General features: G+C 68.9%; 18 protein-coding genes. 10 read left to right on the top strand and 8 right to left on the bottom strand.

Going from position 1 to position 18,465, the window contains the following annotated elements; genetic code table 11:
• Positions 1–60: 60 nt before the first annotated feature.
• Both ACIRG9_RS05555 and ACIRG9_RS05550 read right to left on the bottom strand, forming a co-directional pair.
• A complete protein-coding gene (locus ACIRG9_RS05555; RefSeq protein ID WP_402850642.1) occupies positions 61–1,485 on the bottom strand; it encodes a M1 family metallopeptidase in 1,425 nt (474 codons plus the stop codon).
• 214 nt (positions 1,486–1,699) lie between these two features.
• Positions 1,700–2,095 (bottom strand): nuclear transport factor 2 family protein, encoded by a 396-nt coding sequence (locus ACIRG9_RS05550; protein WP_402850639.1) that lies wholly within the window; start codon positions 2,093–2,095, stop codon positions 1,700–1,702.
• Between the two features lie 128 nt (positions 2,096–2,223).
• On the opposite strand from ACIRG9_RS05550, the gene ACIRG9_RS05545 reads away from it, so the two are divergent.
• Positions 2,224–3,018: a helix-turn-helix domain-containing protein gene (locus tag ACIRG9_RS05545; RefSeq protein WP_402850636.1), complete on the top strand. Its 795-nt coding sequence runs from the start codon at positions 2,224–2,226 to the stop codon at positions 3,016–3,018.
• 84 nt (positions 3,019–3,102) lie between these two features.
• Here ACIRG9_RS05545 and ACIRG9_RS05540 read toward each other — a convergent pair whose 3' ends face one another.
• A complete protein-coding gene (locus tag ACIRG9_RS05540) occupies positions 3,103–4,365 on the bottom strand; it encodes an NAD(P)/FAD-dependent oxidoreductase (RefSeq protein ID WP_402850633.1) in 1,263 nt (420 codons plus the stop codon).
• Between the two features lie 130 nt (positions 4,366–4,495).
• Between ACIRG9_RS05540 and ACIRG9_RS05535 the strand changes: the two genes are divergently transcribed.
• The 3 genes from ACIRG9_RS05535 to ACIRG9_RS05525 all read left to right on the top strand — a co-directional run bounded on the left by ACIRG9_RS05535 (position 4,496) and on the right by ACIRG9_RS05525 (position 7,989).
• Complete coding sequence (locus tag ACIRG9_RS05535; RefSeq protein WP_402850630.1) at positions 4,496–6,052, top strand: helix-turn-helix domain-containing protein; 1,557 nt, start codon at positions 4,496–4,498, stop codon at positions 6,050–6,052.
• Between the two features lie 141 nt (positions 6,053–6,193).
• On the top strand, positions 6,194–7,081 hold the full coding sequence (locus ACIRG9_RS05530; RefSeq protein ID WP_402850627.1) for a DMT family transporter: 888 nt from the start codon (positions 6,194–6,196) through the stop codon (positions 7,079–7,081).
• 518 nt (positions 7,082–7,599) lie between these two features.
• On the top strand, positions 7,600–7,989 hold the full coding sequence (locus ACIRG9_RS05525) for a hypothetical protein (RefSeq protein ID WP_402850624.1): 390 nt from the start codon (positions 7,600–7,602) through the stop codon (positions 7,987–7,989).
• Between the two features lie 352 nt (positions 7,990–8,341).
• Here ACIRG9_RS05525 and ACIRG9_RS05520 read toward each other — a convergent pair whose 3' ends face one another.
• A complete protein-coding gene (locus tag ACIRG9_RS05520; RefSeq protein WP_402850622.1) occupies positions 8,342–8,497 on the bottom strand; it encodes a hypothetical protein in 156 nt (51 codons plus the stop codon).
• Positions 8,498–8,961: 464 nt separating this feature from the next.
• Between ACIRG9_RS05520 and ACIRG9_RS05515 the strand changes: the two genes are divergently transcribed.
• A complete protein-coding gene (locus ACIRG9_RS05515; RefSeq protein WP_402850619.1) occupies positions 8,962–9,336 on the top strand; it encodes a hypothetical protein in 375 nt (124 codons plus the stop codon).
• A 164-nt stretch (positions 9,337–9,500) separates the two neighbouring features.
• Here the strand turns inward: ACIRG9_RS05515 and ACIRG9_RS05510 are convergent, their stop codons facing one another.
• The 4 genes from ACIRG9_RS05510 to ACIRG9_RS05495 form a co-directional block, all read right to left on the bottom strand.
• Positions 9,501–10,073 carry a GNAT family N-acetyltransferase gene (locus tag ACIRG9_RS05510; protein WP_402850616.1) on the bottom strand — a complete coding sequence of 191 codons (573 nt, stop codon included), beginning with the start codon at positions 10,071–10,073 and terminating at the stop codon, positions 9,501–9,503.
• A gap of 2 nt (positions 10,074–10,075) precedes the next feature.
• Positions 10,076–11,488, bottom strand: coding sequence for a hypothetical protein (locus tag ACIRG9_RS05505; protein WP_402850613.1), 1,413 nt, complete (start codon positions 11,486–11,488; stop codon positions 10,076–10,078).
• Positions 11,489–11,593: 105 nt separating this feature from the next.
• Positions 11,594–11,800 (bottom strand): DUF397 domain-containing protein, encoded by a 207-nt coding sequence (locus tag ACIRG9_RS05500; RefSeq protein WP_402850610.1) that lies wholly within the window; start codon positions 11,798–11,800, stop codon positions 11,594–11,596.
• Positions 11,797–12,684 (bottom strand): Scr1 family TA system antitoxin-like transcriptional regulator, encoded by an 888-nt coding sequence (locus tag ACIRG9_RS05495; RefSeq protein ID WP_402850608.1) that lies wholly within the window; start codon positions 12,682–12,684, stop codon positions 11,797–11,799. The genes ACIRG9_RS05500 and ACIRG9_RS05495 overlap by 4 nt, the downstream gene beginning before the upstream one ends.
• A gap of 318 nt (positions 12,685–13,002) precedes the next feature.
• Between ACIRG9_RS05495 and ACIRG9_RS05490 the strand changes: the two genes are divergently transcribed.
• From ACIRG9_RS05490 to ACIRG9_RS05470, 5 genes are all read left to right on the top strand, one after another.
• Positions 13,003–14,409 (top strand): APC family permease, encoded by a 1,407-nt coding sequence (locus ACIRG9_RS05490; protein WP_402850605.1) that lies wholly within the window; start codon positions 13,003–13,005, stop codon positions 14,407–14,409.
• 5 nt (positions 14,410–14,414) lie between these two features.
• Positions 14,415–15,419: an acetamidase/formamidase family protein gene (locus ACIRG9_RS05485; protein WP_402851859.1), complete on the top strand. Its 1,005-nt coding sequence runs from the start codon at positions 14,415–14,417 to the stop codon at positions 15,417–15,419.
• 18 nt (positions 15,420–15,437) lie between these two features.
• Positions 15,438–16,115, top strand: a complete 678-nt coding sequence (locus ACIRG9_RS05480; protein WP_402850603.1) for a GPP34 family phosphoprotein — start codon at positions 15,438–15,440, stop codon at positions 16,113–16,115.
• Between the two features lie 27 nt (positions 16,116–16,142).
• Entirely contained in the window at positions 16,143–16,778 is a 636-nt protein-coding gene (locus ACIRG9_RS05475; protein ID WP_402850600.1) for an N-acetyltransferase, read from the top strand.
• An 85-nt stretch (positions 16,779–16,863) separates the two neighbouring features.
• The gene (locus ACIRG9_RS05470) at positions 16,864–17,967 is read left to right on the top strand and encodes a hypothetical protein (RefSeq protein ID WP_402850598.1); all 1,104 of its coding nucleotides are present in this window, start codon (positions 16,864–16,866) and stop codon (positions 17,965–17,967) included.
• Positions 17,968–18,465: the final 498 nt, after the last annotated feature.

Below are 18,465 nucleotides of genomic sequence, written 5' to 3'. Positions count from 1 at the left end.
GTGTCGGCTTCGTCTCACCGCGGTGGCCCCGCGACCGAAGGGTCGCGGGGCCCGCCGGTGTCACCAGGTCGTGGGCTTGCCCTTCTGGTACAGCCACACGTCGAAGAAGGTGCCGAGGTTCTGCCCGGATTCCTTCTCGGCCAGCGCCATGAAGTCGGCCGTCGAGGCGTGGCTGTAGCGGTTGCCCGCCGCCCACTCGCGGAGGATGCGGAAGAAGGTCTCGTCGCCGACCTTGCCGCGCAGCGCGTGCAGGGTCATCGCGCCCCGGTTGTACGGGATGCTGCTGAACATGTCCACCGGGCCCGGGTCGGCGAGGACCGTCTGCCAGAACGACGACGACGCGGCCCGACCGTAGTTGCTGCTGCTGTTGAAGGTCGACGCGACCGACGCGCCGCCGTTGTACTCGGTGTACATCCACTGGGCGTACGTGGCGAAACCCTCGTTGAGCCAGATGTCCGACCAGCGCTCCGGCGACACGCTGTCGCCGTACCACTGGTGGGCCAGCTCGTGCGCCATGGTGCTGACGCTCGCCGCGCCGGAGAAGATCGGCTTGGTCTGCGTCTCCAGGGCGTAGCCCACGTTCGGGGCCCGGTCGATGATCGCGCCGGTCGAGGCGAACGGGTACGGGCCGAACTTCGAGGAGAAGAAGTCGATCATCTTCGGGAGCTGGGAGACGGCGCTGGCCGAGCCGGCGACCTGCCGGGGGTCGACCGCGATGTACACCGGGACCCCGCCCGCCGTGGTCGTCTCGGTCACCACGAAGTTGCCGATGGTGATCGTCGCCAGGTAGCTGGCCATCGGCTCGGTCGAGTCCCAGACGAAGGTGGTCCAGCCGTCGCTGGTCTCCTGGGAGAGGAGCTGCCCGTTGCCGACGGCGGTGAGCCCCTCCGGCACCTTGGCCGTGAAGCGGAAGGTGGCCTTGTCGGTCGGGTGGTCGTTGGTGGGCAGCCAGGCCGGCGTGCCCTGCGGCTCACCGGCGACGAAGGCGCCGTCGTCGGTCGGCACCCAGCCTTCGATCGACCCGTCCGGGTCGGTGATCACGGCCGGTACGCCGGCGTACTTCACCACCACGGTGAACGTCTGCCCGGCCTTGAGCTTCGGGCGCGGGGTGACGACCAGTTCCTGACCGTCGCGGGTGAAGGCGTGTGCGTGCCCGTTGACCGTCAGCGAGGAGATTTCCGGGCCGCGGAAGTCGAGGTTGAACTGGTCGAGGTCCTGTGTGGCGACCGCGGTGATGGTGGCGGTGGCGTCCATGAACCGGGTCGCCGGGTCGTACGAGAAGTCGAGGTCGTAGTGCTGGACGTCGTACCCGCCGTTGCCCTGGTCCGGGAAGTAGGGGTCGCCGATGCTCGGCGCGCCGGCCGAGTAACGGGGGGCGCCAGGGTTGCCCGGTGCCGCGCCGGCCGCTTCCGGTGCCACCGCAGATCCGGCGGCCACCAGTGCGACCGTGGCTATCGTGGCAGCGCGCAGGCGTGGATATGTCATGGGAGTCCTCTCGGTGGGCGTACTGGTGTCACATGAGTACGCCTATCCATCCGTACCGACGCGCCTCCGTCAAGGATCTGCAGGCCGCCCTCGCCTCCACCGGTCTGCCCAAGTGGCTCCGCCGATTGGTCAACCCGTGACCGTCCACTTCGGTGTTCCCGCCCCCCGGGCGATGGCGCGGTGGACGGGACAACCGTCCCGTCCACCGCCGCCGTCAGTGGTGGGCGTGCGCGTCGAAGCCTTCCGGCGCGCGGTCCAGGAAGGCGGTGACCGAGCTGATCCGGCCGTCCGGGTCGAACACCAGCACGTCGGTTCCGGCGGCGAACGCCTTCCCCTCGTCGACCTCGATCTCCCACCTCAGGCGGGCCCGATCGTGGTGGACCTGCGGCTCCTCCCGACGGTGGAGCACCGCGGTCGGCATGTGCTGGGTGAACTGGCCGTGAAAGCCGATCAGCGCCTCCCGGCCCGCGAAGACGCCGATCACCGCGCAGTATTCGACGTCGTCGGTGAACGTCTCCGCGGCGAGTTCCCGCTGCTCGTCAGGCTTCTCGGCGTTCCAGAAGCGCACGTACCGGTCGATGGTCTCCGCGTATCCGGCCGTGGACGTCATGGCCGTTCCTCCTCCTGCCGATGGTGATGCGGCGGCTGCCGCACCTCCACCGTGCGGTCCGGAGCCGACCGGTGTCGATTACCTGCGAGGTCATTGCCAGGCGGCGGCCGACCGGCGAGGCTGGTGCCATGACCAGGAGCGAGCCGGTGGGGGCGCTGATCCGGCGCTGGCGCGAGCGGCGAGGCCGCTCCCAACTCGACGTGTCGTTGTCGGCGGAGCTGTCCGCCCGGCATCTGAGCTTCGTCGAGACGGGGCGCGCCAACCCGAGCCGCGGCATGATCGAGCGTCTCTGCGACGAACTCGACGTACCGCTGCGGGAACGCAACGAGCTCTACCTGGCTGCCGGGTTCGCGCCGATGCACGCCGAGCGCGCGTTCACCGATCTCGGTGCGGCGCGCGCGGCCGTGGAAGCCGTCCTCACCGGCCACGAGCCGAACCCGGCGCTCGCCGTCAACGTGCGCTGGGAGCTGCTGGCCGCCAACCGTGCCATGGAGGTCTTTCTGCACGGCGTCCCGGCGGAGCTGCGTACGCCCCCGGTCAACGTGCTGCGGGCGACCATGCACCCGGACGGCCTGGCCGGGCGGATCCGGAATCTGGCGCAGTGGCGGGCGCACCTGCTGCGGCGGGTCCGCCGGCAGCTGGCCCGCACCGCGGCGGAGGGCCTGCCCGAGCTGCTGAGGGAGCTGGAGAGCTATCCGGTGCCGGGGCAGCACGGCACGGGCGCGGGCGGGACGCCGGCCGAGGACCTGGTGGTCCCCCTGCGGCTCTCCACCGAGTACGGCGAGCTGGCTCTGCTCTACACGACGACGATGTTCGGTTCGCCTCGGGACGTGACGCTCGACGAGATCTCCATCGAGACGTTCTTCCCGGCGGACGCCGCCTCGGCGGATCTGCTCCGGGCCATGTCGGCGATCCCCGCCTGAGCGCTGCGCCCGCCAGGGGCGTGGCCGGTGTCTCTCCGACGTGCCGGCGACCGGGGGTGGTCGCCGGCACGTCGAGGTGAGTCGTCAGCGCAGCGGGCTGAAGGGCTGGAGCTCCGTGGGCCGCCGACCGGTGATGATCTGCTCGGCGAGCAGCTCGCCGGTGAGCGGGCCGAGGGTGATGCCCCACATGCCGTGGCCGCCGGCCGCGAAGACCCGCGGTGACCTGGTCCCGCCGATCAGCGGCAGCCCGTCGGGGGTGCAGGGGCGCGACCCGACCCACTCGTCGACGCGGGCGTCCAGGTCGGCGCCGCGCAGCAGCGGTCGGGCGGCCTCGGCGATGGCCAGGACGCGGCGCCGGTCCAGCGGGGCCTCGGCGCTGCGGAACTCCATCATCCCGGCGACGCGCAGCCGGTCGCCCAGCGGCGTGCACGCGACGCGCTGCGCGGGGAAGTACACCGGCCCCGACGGGACGTGCTCGATCGCCACGCTGAAGCTGTATCCGCGGCCGGCCTGCACGACGGTGCGGATGCCGAAGCGCCGGCCCAGCTGGCCGAGCCACGTGCCGGTCGCCAGCACCACCGCGTCGTAGTGCTCGTCCGCGCCGGCGGAGGTGATCACCCGGACCCCGGTCCCCTCGTCACGGACGTCCACCACGTCCGCGCCGGTCACCAGGGACGCCCCACGGGCGACGACGGACTCGCCGAGCGCGTGCACGTACTCCCCGGGGTTGATGAACCGCTGACCGTGCAGCCGGATGGCGGCGCCGACGTTGTCCGACAGCGAGGGCTCCACCTCGCGCGCCTCGGCCCCGGTCAGGACGTCGAACTCGATCTCCTGGCCGGCGGAGTGGATGTGCGCCAGTTCGTCGAGCAGGACCGACCGCTCGGCCTCGGTCCGGTACGCCGCGATGAACGATTTCGCCTCGTTCGTCATCGAGGCGACCCCGCCGGCGGCCAACGCGTCGAACGCCTGGAACGCCCGCCGGTTCATCGGGATGTAGGCCCGCATCGCCTCCCGCCACTTCGTGGCGGTGCTGTGCCGGGCGAAGCCCGCCAGGAACCGCAGCAGCCGAGCGTCCGCGCGCGGCGGCACGTAGACGGGCGACGACGGGCTCAGGACGGCGCGCAGCCCGTAGCGGAGCACCGCCGGCTCGGGCAGGGGAGTGGTGATGCCGGGGGTGAGCCAGCCCGCGTTGCCCCACGATGCGCCCGCCGCCACACCCGTCCGGTCGAGCACGGTCACCTGCACGCCCTGTTCCTGGAGGAACCAGGCGGTGGCCAACCCGACCATCCCGGCACCGATGACGGCGACGCGTTGGGGGGTGGGCACGGACTCGGTGGCGGGCATCATTCTCTCCTTTGAGCAGCAAAGATTCGCACAATCCTGTCGCCACAACGCCGAGACGTCATTGTTCTGCCCGGCCAACGCTTGCCCCGACGACTGGTCGATATGAACAACGCCGAGGCATCATCGAGCGGTGATCACCGTGGCTGGCGTGGTGGAGGCGGTCGGTGCCGCTCTGCTCAAGGTCGTCGTCCCCGCCAGACCGGCGGAGGTGCGCGACGTGACCCTCGCCGAACTCGACGAGGCATCCGCCGGCCAGAGCGGTGACCTGGTCCTCGGTGCCGGCATCGCGACACCGGACCAGGCGCTCGTCGTCATCGAGCGGTGCGCGGCGACCGCGGCGGCCGGCCTGGTCCTCAAGCCCCCGCTCACCGCGCACCCGGACGTCATGTCGGCCGCCGCCGACCGCGACCTGACCCTCGTCGAGCTGCAGAGCCACGGGTCCTGGGCCCAACTGGTCTGGCTGCTCCGGGGGGTGATCGACAGGGCCGCCGCGCCCGGCTCGCCCGAGACCGGGGAAACCGGGGTGTACGACGAACTGTTCGCCCTGGCCGACGCGACCGCCGCCATCGTCGACGCGCCGGTGACGATCGAGGACGCCCAGTACCGGGTGCTCGCCTACTCGTCGCGGCAGGACCGCACCGACCCGGCGCGCGTCTCGACCATTGTCGGGCGCCGTGTCCCCGGTGACGTGATCGCCCACTTCCGGTCCCGTGGCGTGTTCCGCAAGCTCGCGAAGGGGAGCGAGCTGATCTTCGTACCGCAGGGCCCGGACGGGACGCTGCCCCGGCTCGTGATCCCGATCCGCGCCGGCGGTGAGCTGCTCGGCTCGATCTGGGCCGTCGTCGACGGTCCGGTGCCGGACGGGCGCCTGCGTGATCTTCAGGGCGCGGCCTCGGTGCTGGCGCTGCACCTGCTCCGCCTCCGGGTGCAGGCCGATGTCGCGCGCCGGGTGTCCGCCGACCGCCTGCGGGCCGTCCTGCGGGCCCCCGGTCGGGTGGGACGGGAGGAACTGGGACTTCCGGCCGGCCCGTGGCGGGTCGTCGCGCTGGAGGCGCACAGCGGGACCGCGGAGATGGTGCACAACCTCGCCCTGTGGGAGTCGATCACCCGCCGTCACGGTTGGCGCCAGCCGTTGATCGCGGACGTCGGGGACGTCCTCTTCGCCGTGGTGGTCGCCGAAGGCGAGTCGGCTGGCTCCTGGCTCTGGATGGAGCGGCTGATCCACGACGTCGCCGTGCACGAACCGGGCCTGCGGGCCGCGTCCGGCAGCGTCGCCGCAGAGCTGACCGAGCTGCCACGCTCACGCGCCGAGGCGGCGGAACTGCTCGCGCTGCACGGCTCGGCCCGGCAGCACGGTTCGGTGCTGCGCTTCGAGGACGTCTGGGCCGAGGTGGTCGTACACCGGATGGTCGCCGCGGTGCCGCAGGCCGATCTGCTGTTCGGCGGACCGCTGCCCGTCCTCGTCGCCCACGACCGGAAGCACGGCACCGACTACGTCGCCACGATCGCCGCTTGGCTGGAGCAGCAGGGTGACCCGAGGAAGGCGGCCCGTCAGCTGCACGTGCACCCCAACACACTCCGGCACCGGATGCGCCGCATCGCCGAGGTCGTACCCGTCGACCTCGACTCGCCGCGTACCCGGCTGGCGCTGCAGGTCCAGCTCGCGGCGCTGCGCCCCGGGTCCTGACCCCGACCGCCGCGGACGACCCGGGCCGCGACGGACCGGCGGCGATCGCGAGCGGCGGCCCATCCCGGTGCCGGTGGGTGCCGTGCGCCGGACGGGGCAAAAGTCCGTGGTTCGGACCGAGGGGACGGGGTAGGCCCTTCGGTGGTCTTCATCCTGGCAATCGGTGCCGCCATACTGCTCGGCGTCGGCTCGGCCGTGCAGCAGCGGGTCGCCTTCCAGGCCCCGGACGGCCTGGCGCTGCGCGTGGGGCTGCTGTTGCATCTCGTCCGACAGCGGCTGTGGCTGCTGGGTCTCGCGGCGACGCTGCTGGGCGGCCTGCTCAGCGGCGCCGCCCTGGGGCGGGGCTCGGTCGTGCTGGTGCAGCCCGTCCTGGTGCTGCGCCTGCTGTTCGCCCTGTCGGCCTCGGCGCTATGGTCCCGTCGCCCGCTCAGACGGCGGGACTGGGGGGTCGCGATGGCCGTCACCGTGGGCATGGTCGCCTTCCTGGTGGCGGGTCATCCCGGGACCGGCAACCCCGAGGGGGTGCCGGCCTGGGACTGGGCGGTGGCCGCGGCCGGCATCGGCACGCTGACCCTGCTGCTCGTGCGCGCCGCGCGCCGGCTGCGACCCGCACAGGAAGCGCCGATGCTGGCGATCGGGGCAGGCATGCTGTACGGGCTCCAGTCCGCCCTGACCCAGTCGGCCGTGCACCGACTGTCCACCCACGGGCTGCTGGGGCTGCTCACGAGCTGGCAGCCGTACACGGTGTTCATGATCGGACTGATCGGGACGCTGCTCGCACAGAGCGCGTTCGACCTCGCTCCGCTGTCGGTCTCGTACCCGCCCCTGGCGGCGGCCGAGCCGCTCTCCGGTATCGCGATCGGCATCGGCGTGCTCGGTGGGACCCTGCGACTGACGCCGGGGGCGCTCGTCTTCGAGATCGCCGGCCTCGCCGTGATGACGTTCGCGGTGTACCTGCTGGCCGCGTCCCCACACATAGTCGGCCACCACATCGAGCCGGTGAGCGACCCACCCGAGAACGCCCCGTAGCGGATGGGCGAGGGAGGGCGTGGCGTCGGGCGAACCCGCAGTCTCGGGATGTACGGCGTCAACAACGGGAAAGCCGCCGACGGCAGACAGGGTGGCGGGAGGGGTCTATGGCGTATGGAGATGGCCAATCACCTCGATTCGCATGGTCCGCGACGTGCAGCCGCCGTCGCTTGCGATGTTGGGTCAGGCTGCGCAGGTTGTCGGTGTACGGATTCCGGTGCAGAGTCGGGTACGCCAAGTGTGCAGAGGTCGGGGCACGAAGCATTCGACACGCTGCGATGGCGGCCGGCCCGACGCCTATGCCCCGCTACTCACGATGAGTATTCGGTGAACGTGGGCTAGCGCCCGGATCGCGGCATGTCCGGATGCTCGAGACGACGTCCGACCCGGTGTGGCGATGGGCTGCAGCATAGTGATGCGGCAGCCGTTGTTCGGGTCGGCGGCGCTCACCGGACATGGGGCTGCCGCTCAACAGCCTGCCGTGGTGCGCGCGTGGCGAGCAGGCTATCGTCCGCTGCATGAGTGAAACCCCGCTGTCCGATGTCATGTCGGAGCACGCGGAAACCAAGACCCCCGAGAGCTACGAGCGCTTTCTCAGGCTCTTCCGGGCATCCACGGTCGGCATTGTGGCCACCGGGGTGCCCGCCCATGACGCGCCCGGGTATGTTGCTGACGGCAACCTTGGCGCGGGCAGGACCACTCACGGCGACGGGCTGCCACGCGTGCTGGCATATGCCGATCCCGAAGCGGCACTACGCAACTTTGGTCCCCGGTTCAACGCGGGCCTGTCCGGTGAGGTTCTCCTCCAGATAGCCGCGACCGATCCCGATTGTGAAGGTGTTCTCCTCAACAGCGCCATCTGCGAGATCAGCCTGGTGTCAGCAAGTCAACAGCCCAGTCTCTACTGACGCCAACCGCCACCGAAGCGCCCGGCCCGCGGCGTTGGTGGAAAGGCCGTTAGGGCCGATATCGCGCTTCAGTCAGCACACTCATCTCGGCGAATCCGCACCGCGAACCCCGAGCCGTCACGTAACTCTCCGTAGCGCCCGGATCGCGGCATGAGTGTGCGCGACGGTGCAGCTCTGTCGAGTCCGTGTAACAGTCGTCGAGTTCTCGCATGTGCGTGATGGCCGCGGGTTTGGCAGACTGCTGCGTCGAATGCCCGTTCGCCGGTCCGTCGGTGTCGGCCGCATCAGGGACTCGACGGACGCACTGTCATCGGCCAGATTTGGGAGCTGGGCGATCCAACTCACCGCGACGTTACGTAGCGAGCTGATCGCGGCATGAGCGTGCGCCGACCCTGGAGATCCCGCACGAGGTCTGGCCGGAGCCGATGAAGGTCGGCTCTTGCAGGTAGAACCAGCGATCCACCACGCTGACCAGCATCAGCCGGTCAGCAGTCACACGGTTGACCATGTCACCTCATCGAGCAGACATCGACCTGCACCTACCTGGTCATCATATGCCGGCCCGACGGCTCCCACGGTTTCACGCTCATCGGCAAATCGGGACACCACCGGGGCTCGGCGAACGTCACGGTGTGTAGTCGATGGTTTCGGCGTGCGGGCGGCGGCTCGACCATCAGGCCGCCGCCGAGCTAGCGGATGTCGACGGCCGCTGTGTACTCGGTGGCGCACGCGGCCCTGCACTGCAACTCGTACGCCGACACAGGTGGTGGGTTGGCCCCAGCGTCGTTGTCGTCGGATGCGGATGCGGATGCGGATGTGGATGCGGATGCGGTTCGCGGCGTTGGGCGGCCGGGACGTCGGTGACCGTTGAGACTTGTCCGGTAGGGCGCTCCGCCCTGTTCCCGTCCGGGGAGGCTGGACGGTCTACGACTGGCCGACGAGGAGGTCCGCCAGCACTGGCACACTGCCCGCGTGAGTTATGACCTGGCGGTGTGGGAGGGCGACATGCCCGCCAACGACGAGGCGGCCGGTGAGGCGTACGAAGCCCTTTATCAGCGGTACTTCGAGAGCGAGGAACAGCCGCCGACGCCTCGCATCCGGGCATACGTCGATGCCGTGGCGGTCCGATGGCCCGACCTGTACGGCCACGACGCCGAACTCTGCCCCCTGTCGAATGGCCTCATCGATGAGGCGTCCGGCCCCATGGTCTACTTCACGATCCCGTTCATCCGGTCTGACGAGATCTCCTCTCAGGCGGCACAGCTGGCCGCCGAACACGGGCTCGTCTGCTACGACCCGCAGTGGGAACACCTTCGCCCCGCTGCCGGTCACGGTGACCGAACCTGAACATCACGGGCCATCCGTGGGCCAGTAACCCATGGCGCGCAGCAGTCACGAGCAGGCACGAGACGTACCCGGGGTGACCGCCGGGCCGCAGGCGTTTCGGGTAGGGCGGCTCGGCGGCCGATGTGCACGGCCTCCCGCCGTGGCATCAGGACACCGCAAGAAAATCAGCCTGCCGCAAAACGTGAGTTGGTTAAATTGAGAATCATTGCATCATAGACCGGAGCATCGTGGAAAGGTTGGAGCTCGCCGAGCTTCTGCCACCCCCAACCGCGGTATGCGGCTTGGGCGGCAACATTATCGGGCAGCACGAGCAATGTTGCTCGCTCCGCGGTTACCTGTTTAATAAGGGCATCGTGAAGCCGGCGCGCGATCCCCCGCCGCCGCCATCTTTCACGCACCATGATCTCGTTGAGGGCGAATGTCCTATCGCCTGTTTCAACAAGTGTCCGGGCGTCCACATTAGATAGTAGCCCTCCCCACCATGGTGATTCCGCTGGCAAGGTGTACCCCAAGGCGTATCCGACAAGCGCTCCGTCGAAGTCGCCGACGACAGCCCGGAATCCATCGCGTCCTGCGTAGGCGACTAGGCGATCCCAATATCGCTCCGGCGAGAAGAACGGGTCATTCAGCTGCGCCGAATACACCTCTTTGTACGTCTCGACCAGCTTGCCCCGATGTTCATGGAAAGAATCTCGCTCCAATTCTTGGATTCGTAACGCGAGTATCTGTTCGCTCATTCCTACAGCCACGTCTTTCGGTATCGGTCGAGAAAGGAGTCAACCTCGGCAGCGCCCCGGTAGGGTGCGAAAAGGCGTGACACCTCAGCCATCTCTGTCGAAACGCGCCAGCTTGCCACTTCTCCGACCATGTCGTCCAGTGCTGCATTAGCTGCGTCGGCCGCCCCCTCCGGTTCCCTCTCAAGGAGGCGAGCGTGGGCGAGCCGGACGCGATACAATGCTCGGTTTCGGGCGTAACCGTCGCTGTAGCCGCTGACAGCCGCATCGAGCAACCTCTCCGCGCGGCCTGCCCGGCCGAGGGCCAACTCGCACGTGCCGTGGAGCCCATCGATCTCCGTGTGGCTCAGGAAGGAGCACCACTCAGCAGCTGGCTTCTGGCCGTCGCGGTCGACGATTCTCCGCGCCTTCGTGATGGCGATCTCAGAGCCGCGAGCATCGCCAGTCAGGGACGATGCAACGGCGAAACGTAGCCATGGGATGGCGGCTAAGCGCGGCCGTTGATCGATCGTAGGTACCTGCGCGGCAGATGAGGCGAAGCGGAGTGCCTCCCGTGGCCGGTTGAGTGAGTTGGCCTGGCCCGCCAGGTAGGCGAGCGCTGCTGTTTCGACCTCTGGATCCTGCGCCTGTCGCCCCAGGGTCAGCGCCTCGGTGAAGCGCGTACGGGCTACGACATGCTCGCCCGCGTCCAGGGCCAGCCATCCGGTACACATCTCCAGTCGGGCGGTGGCTTTGAGGAGCCGATTCTCGGTCGAGGACGAGTATGAGGCTCGTTCCAGCATCGAGTAGCCGTCGCGGACTTTAAGTGCGGCGGCCTGCCACAGGCTGTCGCCGCCGATCTGATTGTCGAGGCTGTACAGATGCGCCACGCTGCGTTCCAACGGCACCACGTCGCCGGAACCGATCTTGCGCGCCCTGCCTTTGCCGATTTCCGGTAGACGCTGTTCGGTGCCTGCGAGAGCGGCCACCACGCCTAGCGCCACTACGGCCCTGCGCCTCATATCACCTGACGTTACGCCTTGCGGCTGCATGAGCGTGTCGGCAGTTGGTTCGGCCAGTGAAGAGGTGCCCGGGGTCTCGCGGTCGTGGTCAGCAGATGTGGCTGTGCTGGTACGCCGGGGGCTGTAGAGGCCGATTACGGCGTCGGTGGTGGCGCCGAGGACCTGCCGTAGACCGGACCGACGTTCCGCACTGGGCCAACGGTGTTCTCCACGTTCTAGTTTGCCCACCCAGCGGTGGTCGACGTAGTGCGCGGTGAGGTTCCTGTGCGGGTAGAGCCAATCAAGCGCGGCGTTGACGGCGTCGGCGAGCTCGGCCCGTGACATACATTGCCCAGGCCGTTGCGGCGAGGGCAGCCGTTTGCGTGCTTCGGTGAGCAGCGCGTTGGGGGTGACGACGGTGTCGGGGTGGCGCGGCATTTACGCCTCCCTCCACATCTCACAGACGGTGTGTGCACCATCTTGCCACCCTCGGTTACCGGGCCGTGTGCCTGCCGCGGCACCGTCGTCGCCGTGGTCGTTTATTCACGCCGGCACGGCCGGGTTCTGGAGTCCGCCGTTGCAGATGTCGTTGACGAATGATCGCCACCGCTGCGGGGTGAACCGCAGCACCAGCCCTTCCGGGTCTTTCGAGTCGCGCGTCAGGACTGCCTCGTCAGCGAGGGCGACTTCGACGCAGTTGCCGTCGTCGCTGCGGCTGGATTTACGCCAGGTGTGCTGTGGCGTGGTCATGCCGGTACTCCTTCCGTGGGTGCCAGATGCTCCGCTGCGGCGTGGAGGAGACGGATACTCGCGTCAGGTGACAGTGCGGCGGCTTTGAGCCTGCTGTGCAGGCTCAAGTACGGGTCGATCTCGCCCGGGCCGGTGTGGATCAGGTCTTTGGTGAGGGTGTCCACCGCGACGGCGTGTGAGCTTTGCGGATCGCGGTAGCGGTAGATCGAGTAAGCGGATCGAGGGGCGCTGTGTCCTCTGATCGACGCGTCGACGGGTAGCACCTGGACGGACACGGATGGATGGTTCGCGCACACGGCGACGACGTGCCGAAGCTGGTCGGCGACGACCACGGGGTCGGCGGCGCATCGTCGGATCGCGATCTCATCGATGACCGCCTCGTAGCCCGGCCCGCCGGCGGCGAGCGCCAGGCTCTGGCGTCGGGCGCGGGCCGCGACTGCGGCGGCAGGGTCGAACCTGTCGCCGTGGCGGGCTGGGTCGCTGCGCAGCCGCGCGTCGGCGAACGCGGACGTCTGAAGCAGGCCGGGGATCAGGGCCATGGCGTATTCGGTGATGGTCTTGGTGCCGCTTTCCAGGTCGGCGTAGATGGCTTGGCGGATGCCCATTCGTTCGGCGTCGCCCGTCCACCATCCACGAGTCCAACCGTCGGCTGCCGCGTCCATGATGGCGCCTCGCCTGTTCACCCCAACTGAAAGGTAGTCGCAGATCCCGCTGACGAGGTCGATGTCCGGGCCGAGGTGTCCGTTCTCCAGCGCGCTGAGTTGCTGCCGCGGGAACCCGACAGCACGGGCGACCGTCTCGCCCGTCAGCCCATGCTCCTCACGTAGGCGGCGGATTTCGCGTCCGAGCCATTGTCGGCGGACGTAGGGACTGGGGCGATTCACCGACAGCCTCCAGGGACTCATGCCCAGTCGACGGTAAGCCGGCCGGGGGTGAGGCCAATGTAACCCTACAAAACCGGCCGACGATCGCGGTGAAGCTGATGGTCCGACATGGTCTCGCAGTTCATCCATCGGTCGAACCGCAAGTCGGAAAGCGAGGTCGGACCGCAGGTGGGCATTCCCAGCTCCGCGCCGTTCCGTGATCGTTGAGCTGCAACGAGCTATCCGTCAATGCGAGGCGCTTGGCCGGCAGTGAAGCCGCCGCCATGGACATCGACTCACAGCCCTATCCCCTTACCCCTTTCTGAGGAAGGATCGCGCATGTATGAGCAGGATGAGTTGGCCCGCTACGGCTATCGGCAGGAGTTGAGCCGGCAGCTCCGATTCCGGGACCTGATCTCCTACGGCTTGGTGTACATGGTCCCAATTGCACCGATGGCGATTTTCGGCAGTGTGTACGCCGGCTCCGGCGGGATGGTCGCCTTGGCGTACGCGATCGGTGTCGTCGCTTTGGTGTTCACGGCGTTTTCGTATGCGCAGATGGTGAAGGCGTTTCCGATGTCGGGCAGCGTTTACAACTATGCCGGGAGGGGCATCAGCCCGCCGGTCGGGTTCCTGGCTGGTTGGGTGATCCTTCTCGACTACATCCTGGTGCCGGGGTTGTTGTATCTGGTGGCGTCGGTGGCGATGCACGCGACCGTGCCGGCCGTTCCGGTCTGGTTGTGGCTGTTGGGCTTTGTCGCGGTGAACACGGTCGTCAACTCGGTCGGGATCCGTATGACCGCGGTGGTCACCCGAGTCATGCTGGTCGGTGAGCTGATCGTTCTGGCGGTGTTCATCGCTATCGCTGGCTGGGCTGTCGCTTCCGGGAAGGGCCGGTTCGGTTGGGAGGCGTTCTACAACTCCGACACGTTCACCTGGTCTGTCGTCGCGGGTGCGGTGTCGATCGCGGTGCTCAGCTTCCTGGGCTTCGATGGCATCAGCATGTTGGCCGAGGAAGCCAAGGGCGGTTCCCGGCAGATCGGCCGCGCCATGGCGGCGGTGCTCGTGTTGGCGGGGGTGTTGTTCATCGCGCAAACGTGGCTGGCCGCGATGCTCGTCCCCAACCCGGCCGGGCTGCTGGCCGACGGTGATCCGAACGGGACCGCCTTCTACGACGCCGCCCAGGTAGCCGGCGGGGGCTGGCTGGCAACCCTGTGTGCGGTGGCGACCGCAATCGCGTGGGGATTGCCGAACTCGATGGTGGCCCAGGTCGCCACCTCCCGGCTGCTGTATGCGATGGCCCGGGACCGGCAGCTGCCCGCGTTCCTGGCGAGGGTGTCGATCCGCCGCAACGTGCCGATCAACGCCACCCTCCTCACCGGGACCGTGTCCCTCGCCCTCGGCCTGTACATGGCCACCCGCACCGACGGCATCACCCTGCTCTCCTCGCTGATCAACTTCGGGGCGATGGTCGCCTTCCTCGTCCTACACATCTCCGTCGTCGTGCACCACCTCATCCGCAGGCGGTCCGGGAACCTTTGGGCGCATCTGCTCATGCCGGCGGTCGGGTTCGCCATCCTCGCCTATGTGGTGGTCAACGCCAACATCGCCGCCCAACGTCTCGGCCTGGCCTGGCTGGGACTCGGCGTCATCGTCCTCGCCGGCCTGTACCTGACCGGCCGCCGCCCCACCCTCTCCGGCCTCGCCCCCGTCCAGCCGTCCGGCCGTGACCTGGAACGGGTGTGATCGCCATGGAGAAGATCACCTACCGTCCCGTGCGCGACGAACTCGCCTACACCTTCGGCGGGCGGCTACCGGTCGCGCACCTGCACTCCGGCGACGTCCTGGAGGTGGCCACCGAGGATTGCTTCGGCGGCCTCGTACGCGGGCCGGGAGATCTGCCGTCGCAGGTGTGCCGCATGCCCTACCTCAACCCGGTGTCGGGGCCGTTCTTCGTCGAGGACGCCGAACCCGGCGACACCCTCGCCATCCACCTCGCCACCATCACCCCCGCCCGCGACTGGGGCGTGTCGGCCACGTTCCCGCACTTCGGCGCCCTCACCTCCACCTCCCACACGCCGACGTTGCAGCCGCCGTTGCAGGAGCGGGTGTGGGTGTACGGGATCGACCGGCAGGCTGGCACGGTCCGGTTCCAGGCCACCGAAACGAGTCACGCGATCAACCTGCCGTTGGATCCGATGATCGGCACGATCGGCGTCGCCCCGGGCGGCTTCGAAGCCCGTTCCACGATCGTCCCCGACATGCATGGTGGGAACCTGGACACCCCACGGCTGCGGGCCGGCACCACCCTCTACCTGGGCGTGAACGTGCACGGGGCACTGTTTGCCCTCGGTGACGGTCACGCCTGCCAAGGCGAAGGCGAAGCCTGCGGCGTCGGGGTGGAGATCGCCACCACCACAACCCTCACCATCGAGGTGATCAAAGGCGTGTCGACGGTATGGCCCCGGCTGGAGACCGACACGTCGATCATGTCGGTCGGCTGCGCCCGCCCCCTGGAAGACGCCTACCGCATCGCCCACCACGACATGGTCACCTGGACCAGCGAACTGACCGGCCTGGAAGCGCTGGACGCCTACCAACTCGTGTCGCAGGTGGGACGCGCGCCGATCGGCAACGTGTGCGACCCCAACTACACGATCCTTGCCGCCGTCGACAAGGCGCTGCTTCCCGCGCCGGACCCGGCCTACCAGGGTGTGCACGCGCGGTTGCGGCAGTACACGGCCGGGCTGCGGTAGAGGAAGGAGGGACCCGTCATGTCCACGCCACTTCCCCCGCTGCCGCTGCGCGACGAGTTGTTCCTGCTCGGCCACAACGACGACACCGGCAACCCCCACATCCACCGGCAGGCATTAGCGCTCGGCCTGGCGGGTGCGGTCCTGATCGACCTGTACCTGGCCGGACGCATCGACCTCGGCGACGACACCCGCCCAGCCGACGAACGGTGGGTGCGCCCGCACATCGACCGGCCCGTCGGTGACCTGATCGCCGACACCGCACTCACCTCGATCCGCTACGCCCGCACCCTGCCCTCGCTGAAAGGCTTCATACGCGGCTTCTCCGCCGACCTGTACGAACGCACCCGCGCCGGCCTCGTCGCCGCCGGCATCCTGCGACACGCCAGCCGCCGCCGCCTCGGCGGCCTCATGCGCGCCGACAGCTACCTGCCCGTGGACAGCAAATGGTCGGTGGTGGCCCGCGCCCGGGTGCGGTCCCTCGCCACCCGATATCAGCAGCCGGACAACCACACCGCCGCCCTCGCCGGCCTCGTCGCCGTCCTCGGCCTCACCGACCACCTCTACCTCGCCGACGACACCACCACCCTCACCGCACAGCTCAAGACGATCGCCGACCAGCACCTGCACCCGGTACGCGACATCACCACCGCCGTCGACGCCACCATCGGCGACCTCGCCACCGCCGCCTACCGATAGCGACCCCTCCTGACAGGGACACCGATCATGGAATTGAACGTTCGCATCCGGGCTGCCCGCTGGACGGACAAAGACACGGTCGCCGGGCTGATCGCCGACGCCCTCCACCCCACCCCACTCGGCCAGTGGCTCGTACCCGCCGCACACCGCCACGTGCTGGCCGACGTCCTACGGATCTGGGTGGAACACGCCATGTTCTTCGGCGACGTCCACCTCACCGACGACCTCACCGCCACCACCGTCGGCTTCCACCGCTACCGACCCATCCCACCACCAGCAAACCACCGCACCCGACTCACCGACGTCGCCGGCAGCCACGCGGACAGGTTCCACCTGCTCCACAGGCTCGTCGCTCAGAGACAGCCCACCGAACCCCATTACGATCTGGCGTTCTTCGCCGTACACCCGAACGCCCAAAAGGCCGGTCACGGCGCCGCGCTGCTCGCCCACCACCGCGACCGCATCGACCGCGTCGACCTACCGTCCTGGACCACCACCCTCACCGACGGGCAGCCACTGCTCGCCCGCCACGGCTACACGCCACGCCCGGCGATCACCCTGCCCGATGGGCCGAGCCTGCACCCGATGCGCCGCAACCCTCCCCCCGGCAGCAGCGACAGTCCGACCAACTCCGCCGACAACCGCTGGGACTTCCATGCCTAGCCCCAACGCACTCGCCACCCATGACGAACCGACCGGCCCGGTAGCCGACCCCGACCACCCACATCCCCAACCGAGACCACGGATCATGGCCTTCCCCAGCAGATACCCACCAGACCTGATCGACGCCGTCGTCCAACGCGTCGCCGACGCCCGCACCGTCCGCGCGTACGGCGCCGTCACCACCGTCGCCCGTCAACTGAACCTCGAACCGCGCCTGGTCCAGAAATGGGTCACCAAAGCCACCACCCCAACCACACCCGGACCCGGCAGACCCGCCGGCAACCCGCACCCGTTGTACCTGCCGCCGAGGCTGTTGCACTGCAAGTTCTGCCACCAACCGATGCCCTACAACCACCTACACGAGGGCCACCAGTGCCAGCAGAACTGCCGGCCCCGGCCCCTCGGCGCTGCCGCCCTCGCCGACGTCGTCGGACGGGCGATCCTGCGGCACGCACCCCGAATCCTTCACGCCACCGGCGCACCGGCACCCCCACACCTGGCCGCCATGCACGCCCACCACGTCCTCGCCCGCATCACCATCGGCGCCACCCCCGCCGACATCACCCTTACCTGGCGCGCCACCCCCACACCCATGGCCGCCGGGCTCAATGTCGAACGCGTACGACGTGTCGCCACCGCCCGCGGCCTGGCCCTCACCGATCCGATACGCGCCCGGCAACTCCTCCACGCCAGCCTCGCCAGCGTCGACCCCACCACCGCGCCCGCCGAGCCCGTACACGCCGAAGCCGCCGCCCTCCTGGCCGAACTGCAACTCCGTCTCGGCCACCCCACCGACGCCATCACCTGGGCCACCTACACCCACCACAGCACCACCCACCTCCACGGACCCACCCACCCGCGAACCCTGCACGCCCTACACCTCCTCGCCAACGCACACCGGCACGCCGGACAAAACCAACGCGCCTACAAGCACTACCGCCAACTCGGCGAACACCTCACCACCACCGCCGGCCCACACGCCCAGCCGACCCTCGCCGCCCACGCCACCACCGCCCTCGTCCTACACACCCTCGGCCACTGCCAACCCGCCCGCACCCTCCTCGCCGACACCATCGCCACTCACCGACGTGAACACCCCGACCACCCCGCCACCACCCAGATGACGCAGCACCTGACCCGTATCTGGGACGACTGCGCCGCCAAGGGCCACCAGCACCACGACATCTGACCCGTCCGCCTCGCTCTGACAGGAGGTCCGCTGTGGACCTTCAGCCTGGCAAAGGCTTTCCGTCCCTCGCCGTCTGGTATGAGCAGATCCATTTCGGGAGCCAGTAGTTCACCCGGGTGCGGCGATGACAGCCTTGCAAGGCGTCCTCCCGCCGGAATAACTCGCTGCACTACAGCAACTCGGCGGAGTTGGATCTGACGAGGCGCCCCCGCCGCTGGGCGTCTGTGACGTCGCAGGAACCAGCCCACCGTCGCGGACGGGAGCCGAGGGCCTGGTCGTTGTCGGAAGCGGCGCCGACACCGGCTCTGACGGCACGCAATCGGTAGGCGATCGGATTCAAGCACTCAACGAGGCGACCGTCGGGCCCGCCATCGGCCCGGCCCAACCTCTGTCGCGGGCAGGTCGCCTCCCACGGCCGAACGACAGCGCCGGCCACCTCGATCAGCGATCAACACAGCGCCGACCGGGCAGCCCCGTCACGAACAGCGGCGGCAGCTC

It is taken from the genome of Micromonospora sp. NPDC093277 (assembly GCF_044765245.1).
Lineage (GTDB): Bacteria > Actinomycetota > Actinomycetes > Mycobacteriales > Micromonosporaceae > Micromonospora.
The sequence above is the reverse complement of the archived record's forward strand: the minus strand, read 5'-3'. Positions and strand labels throughout refer to the sequence as shown.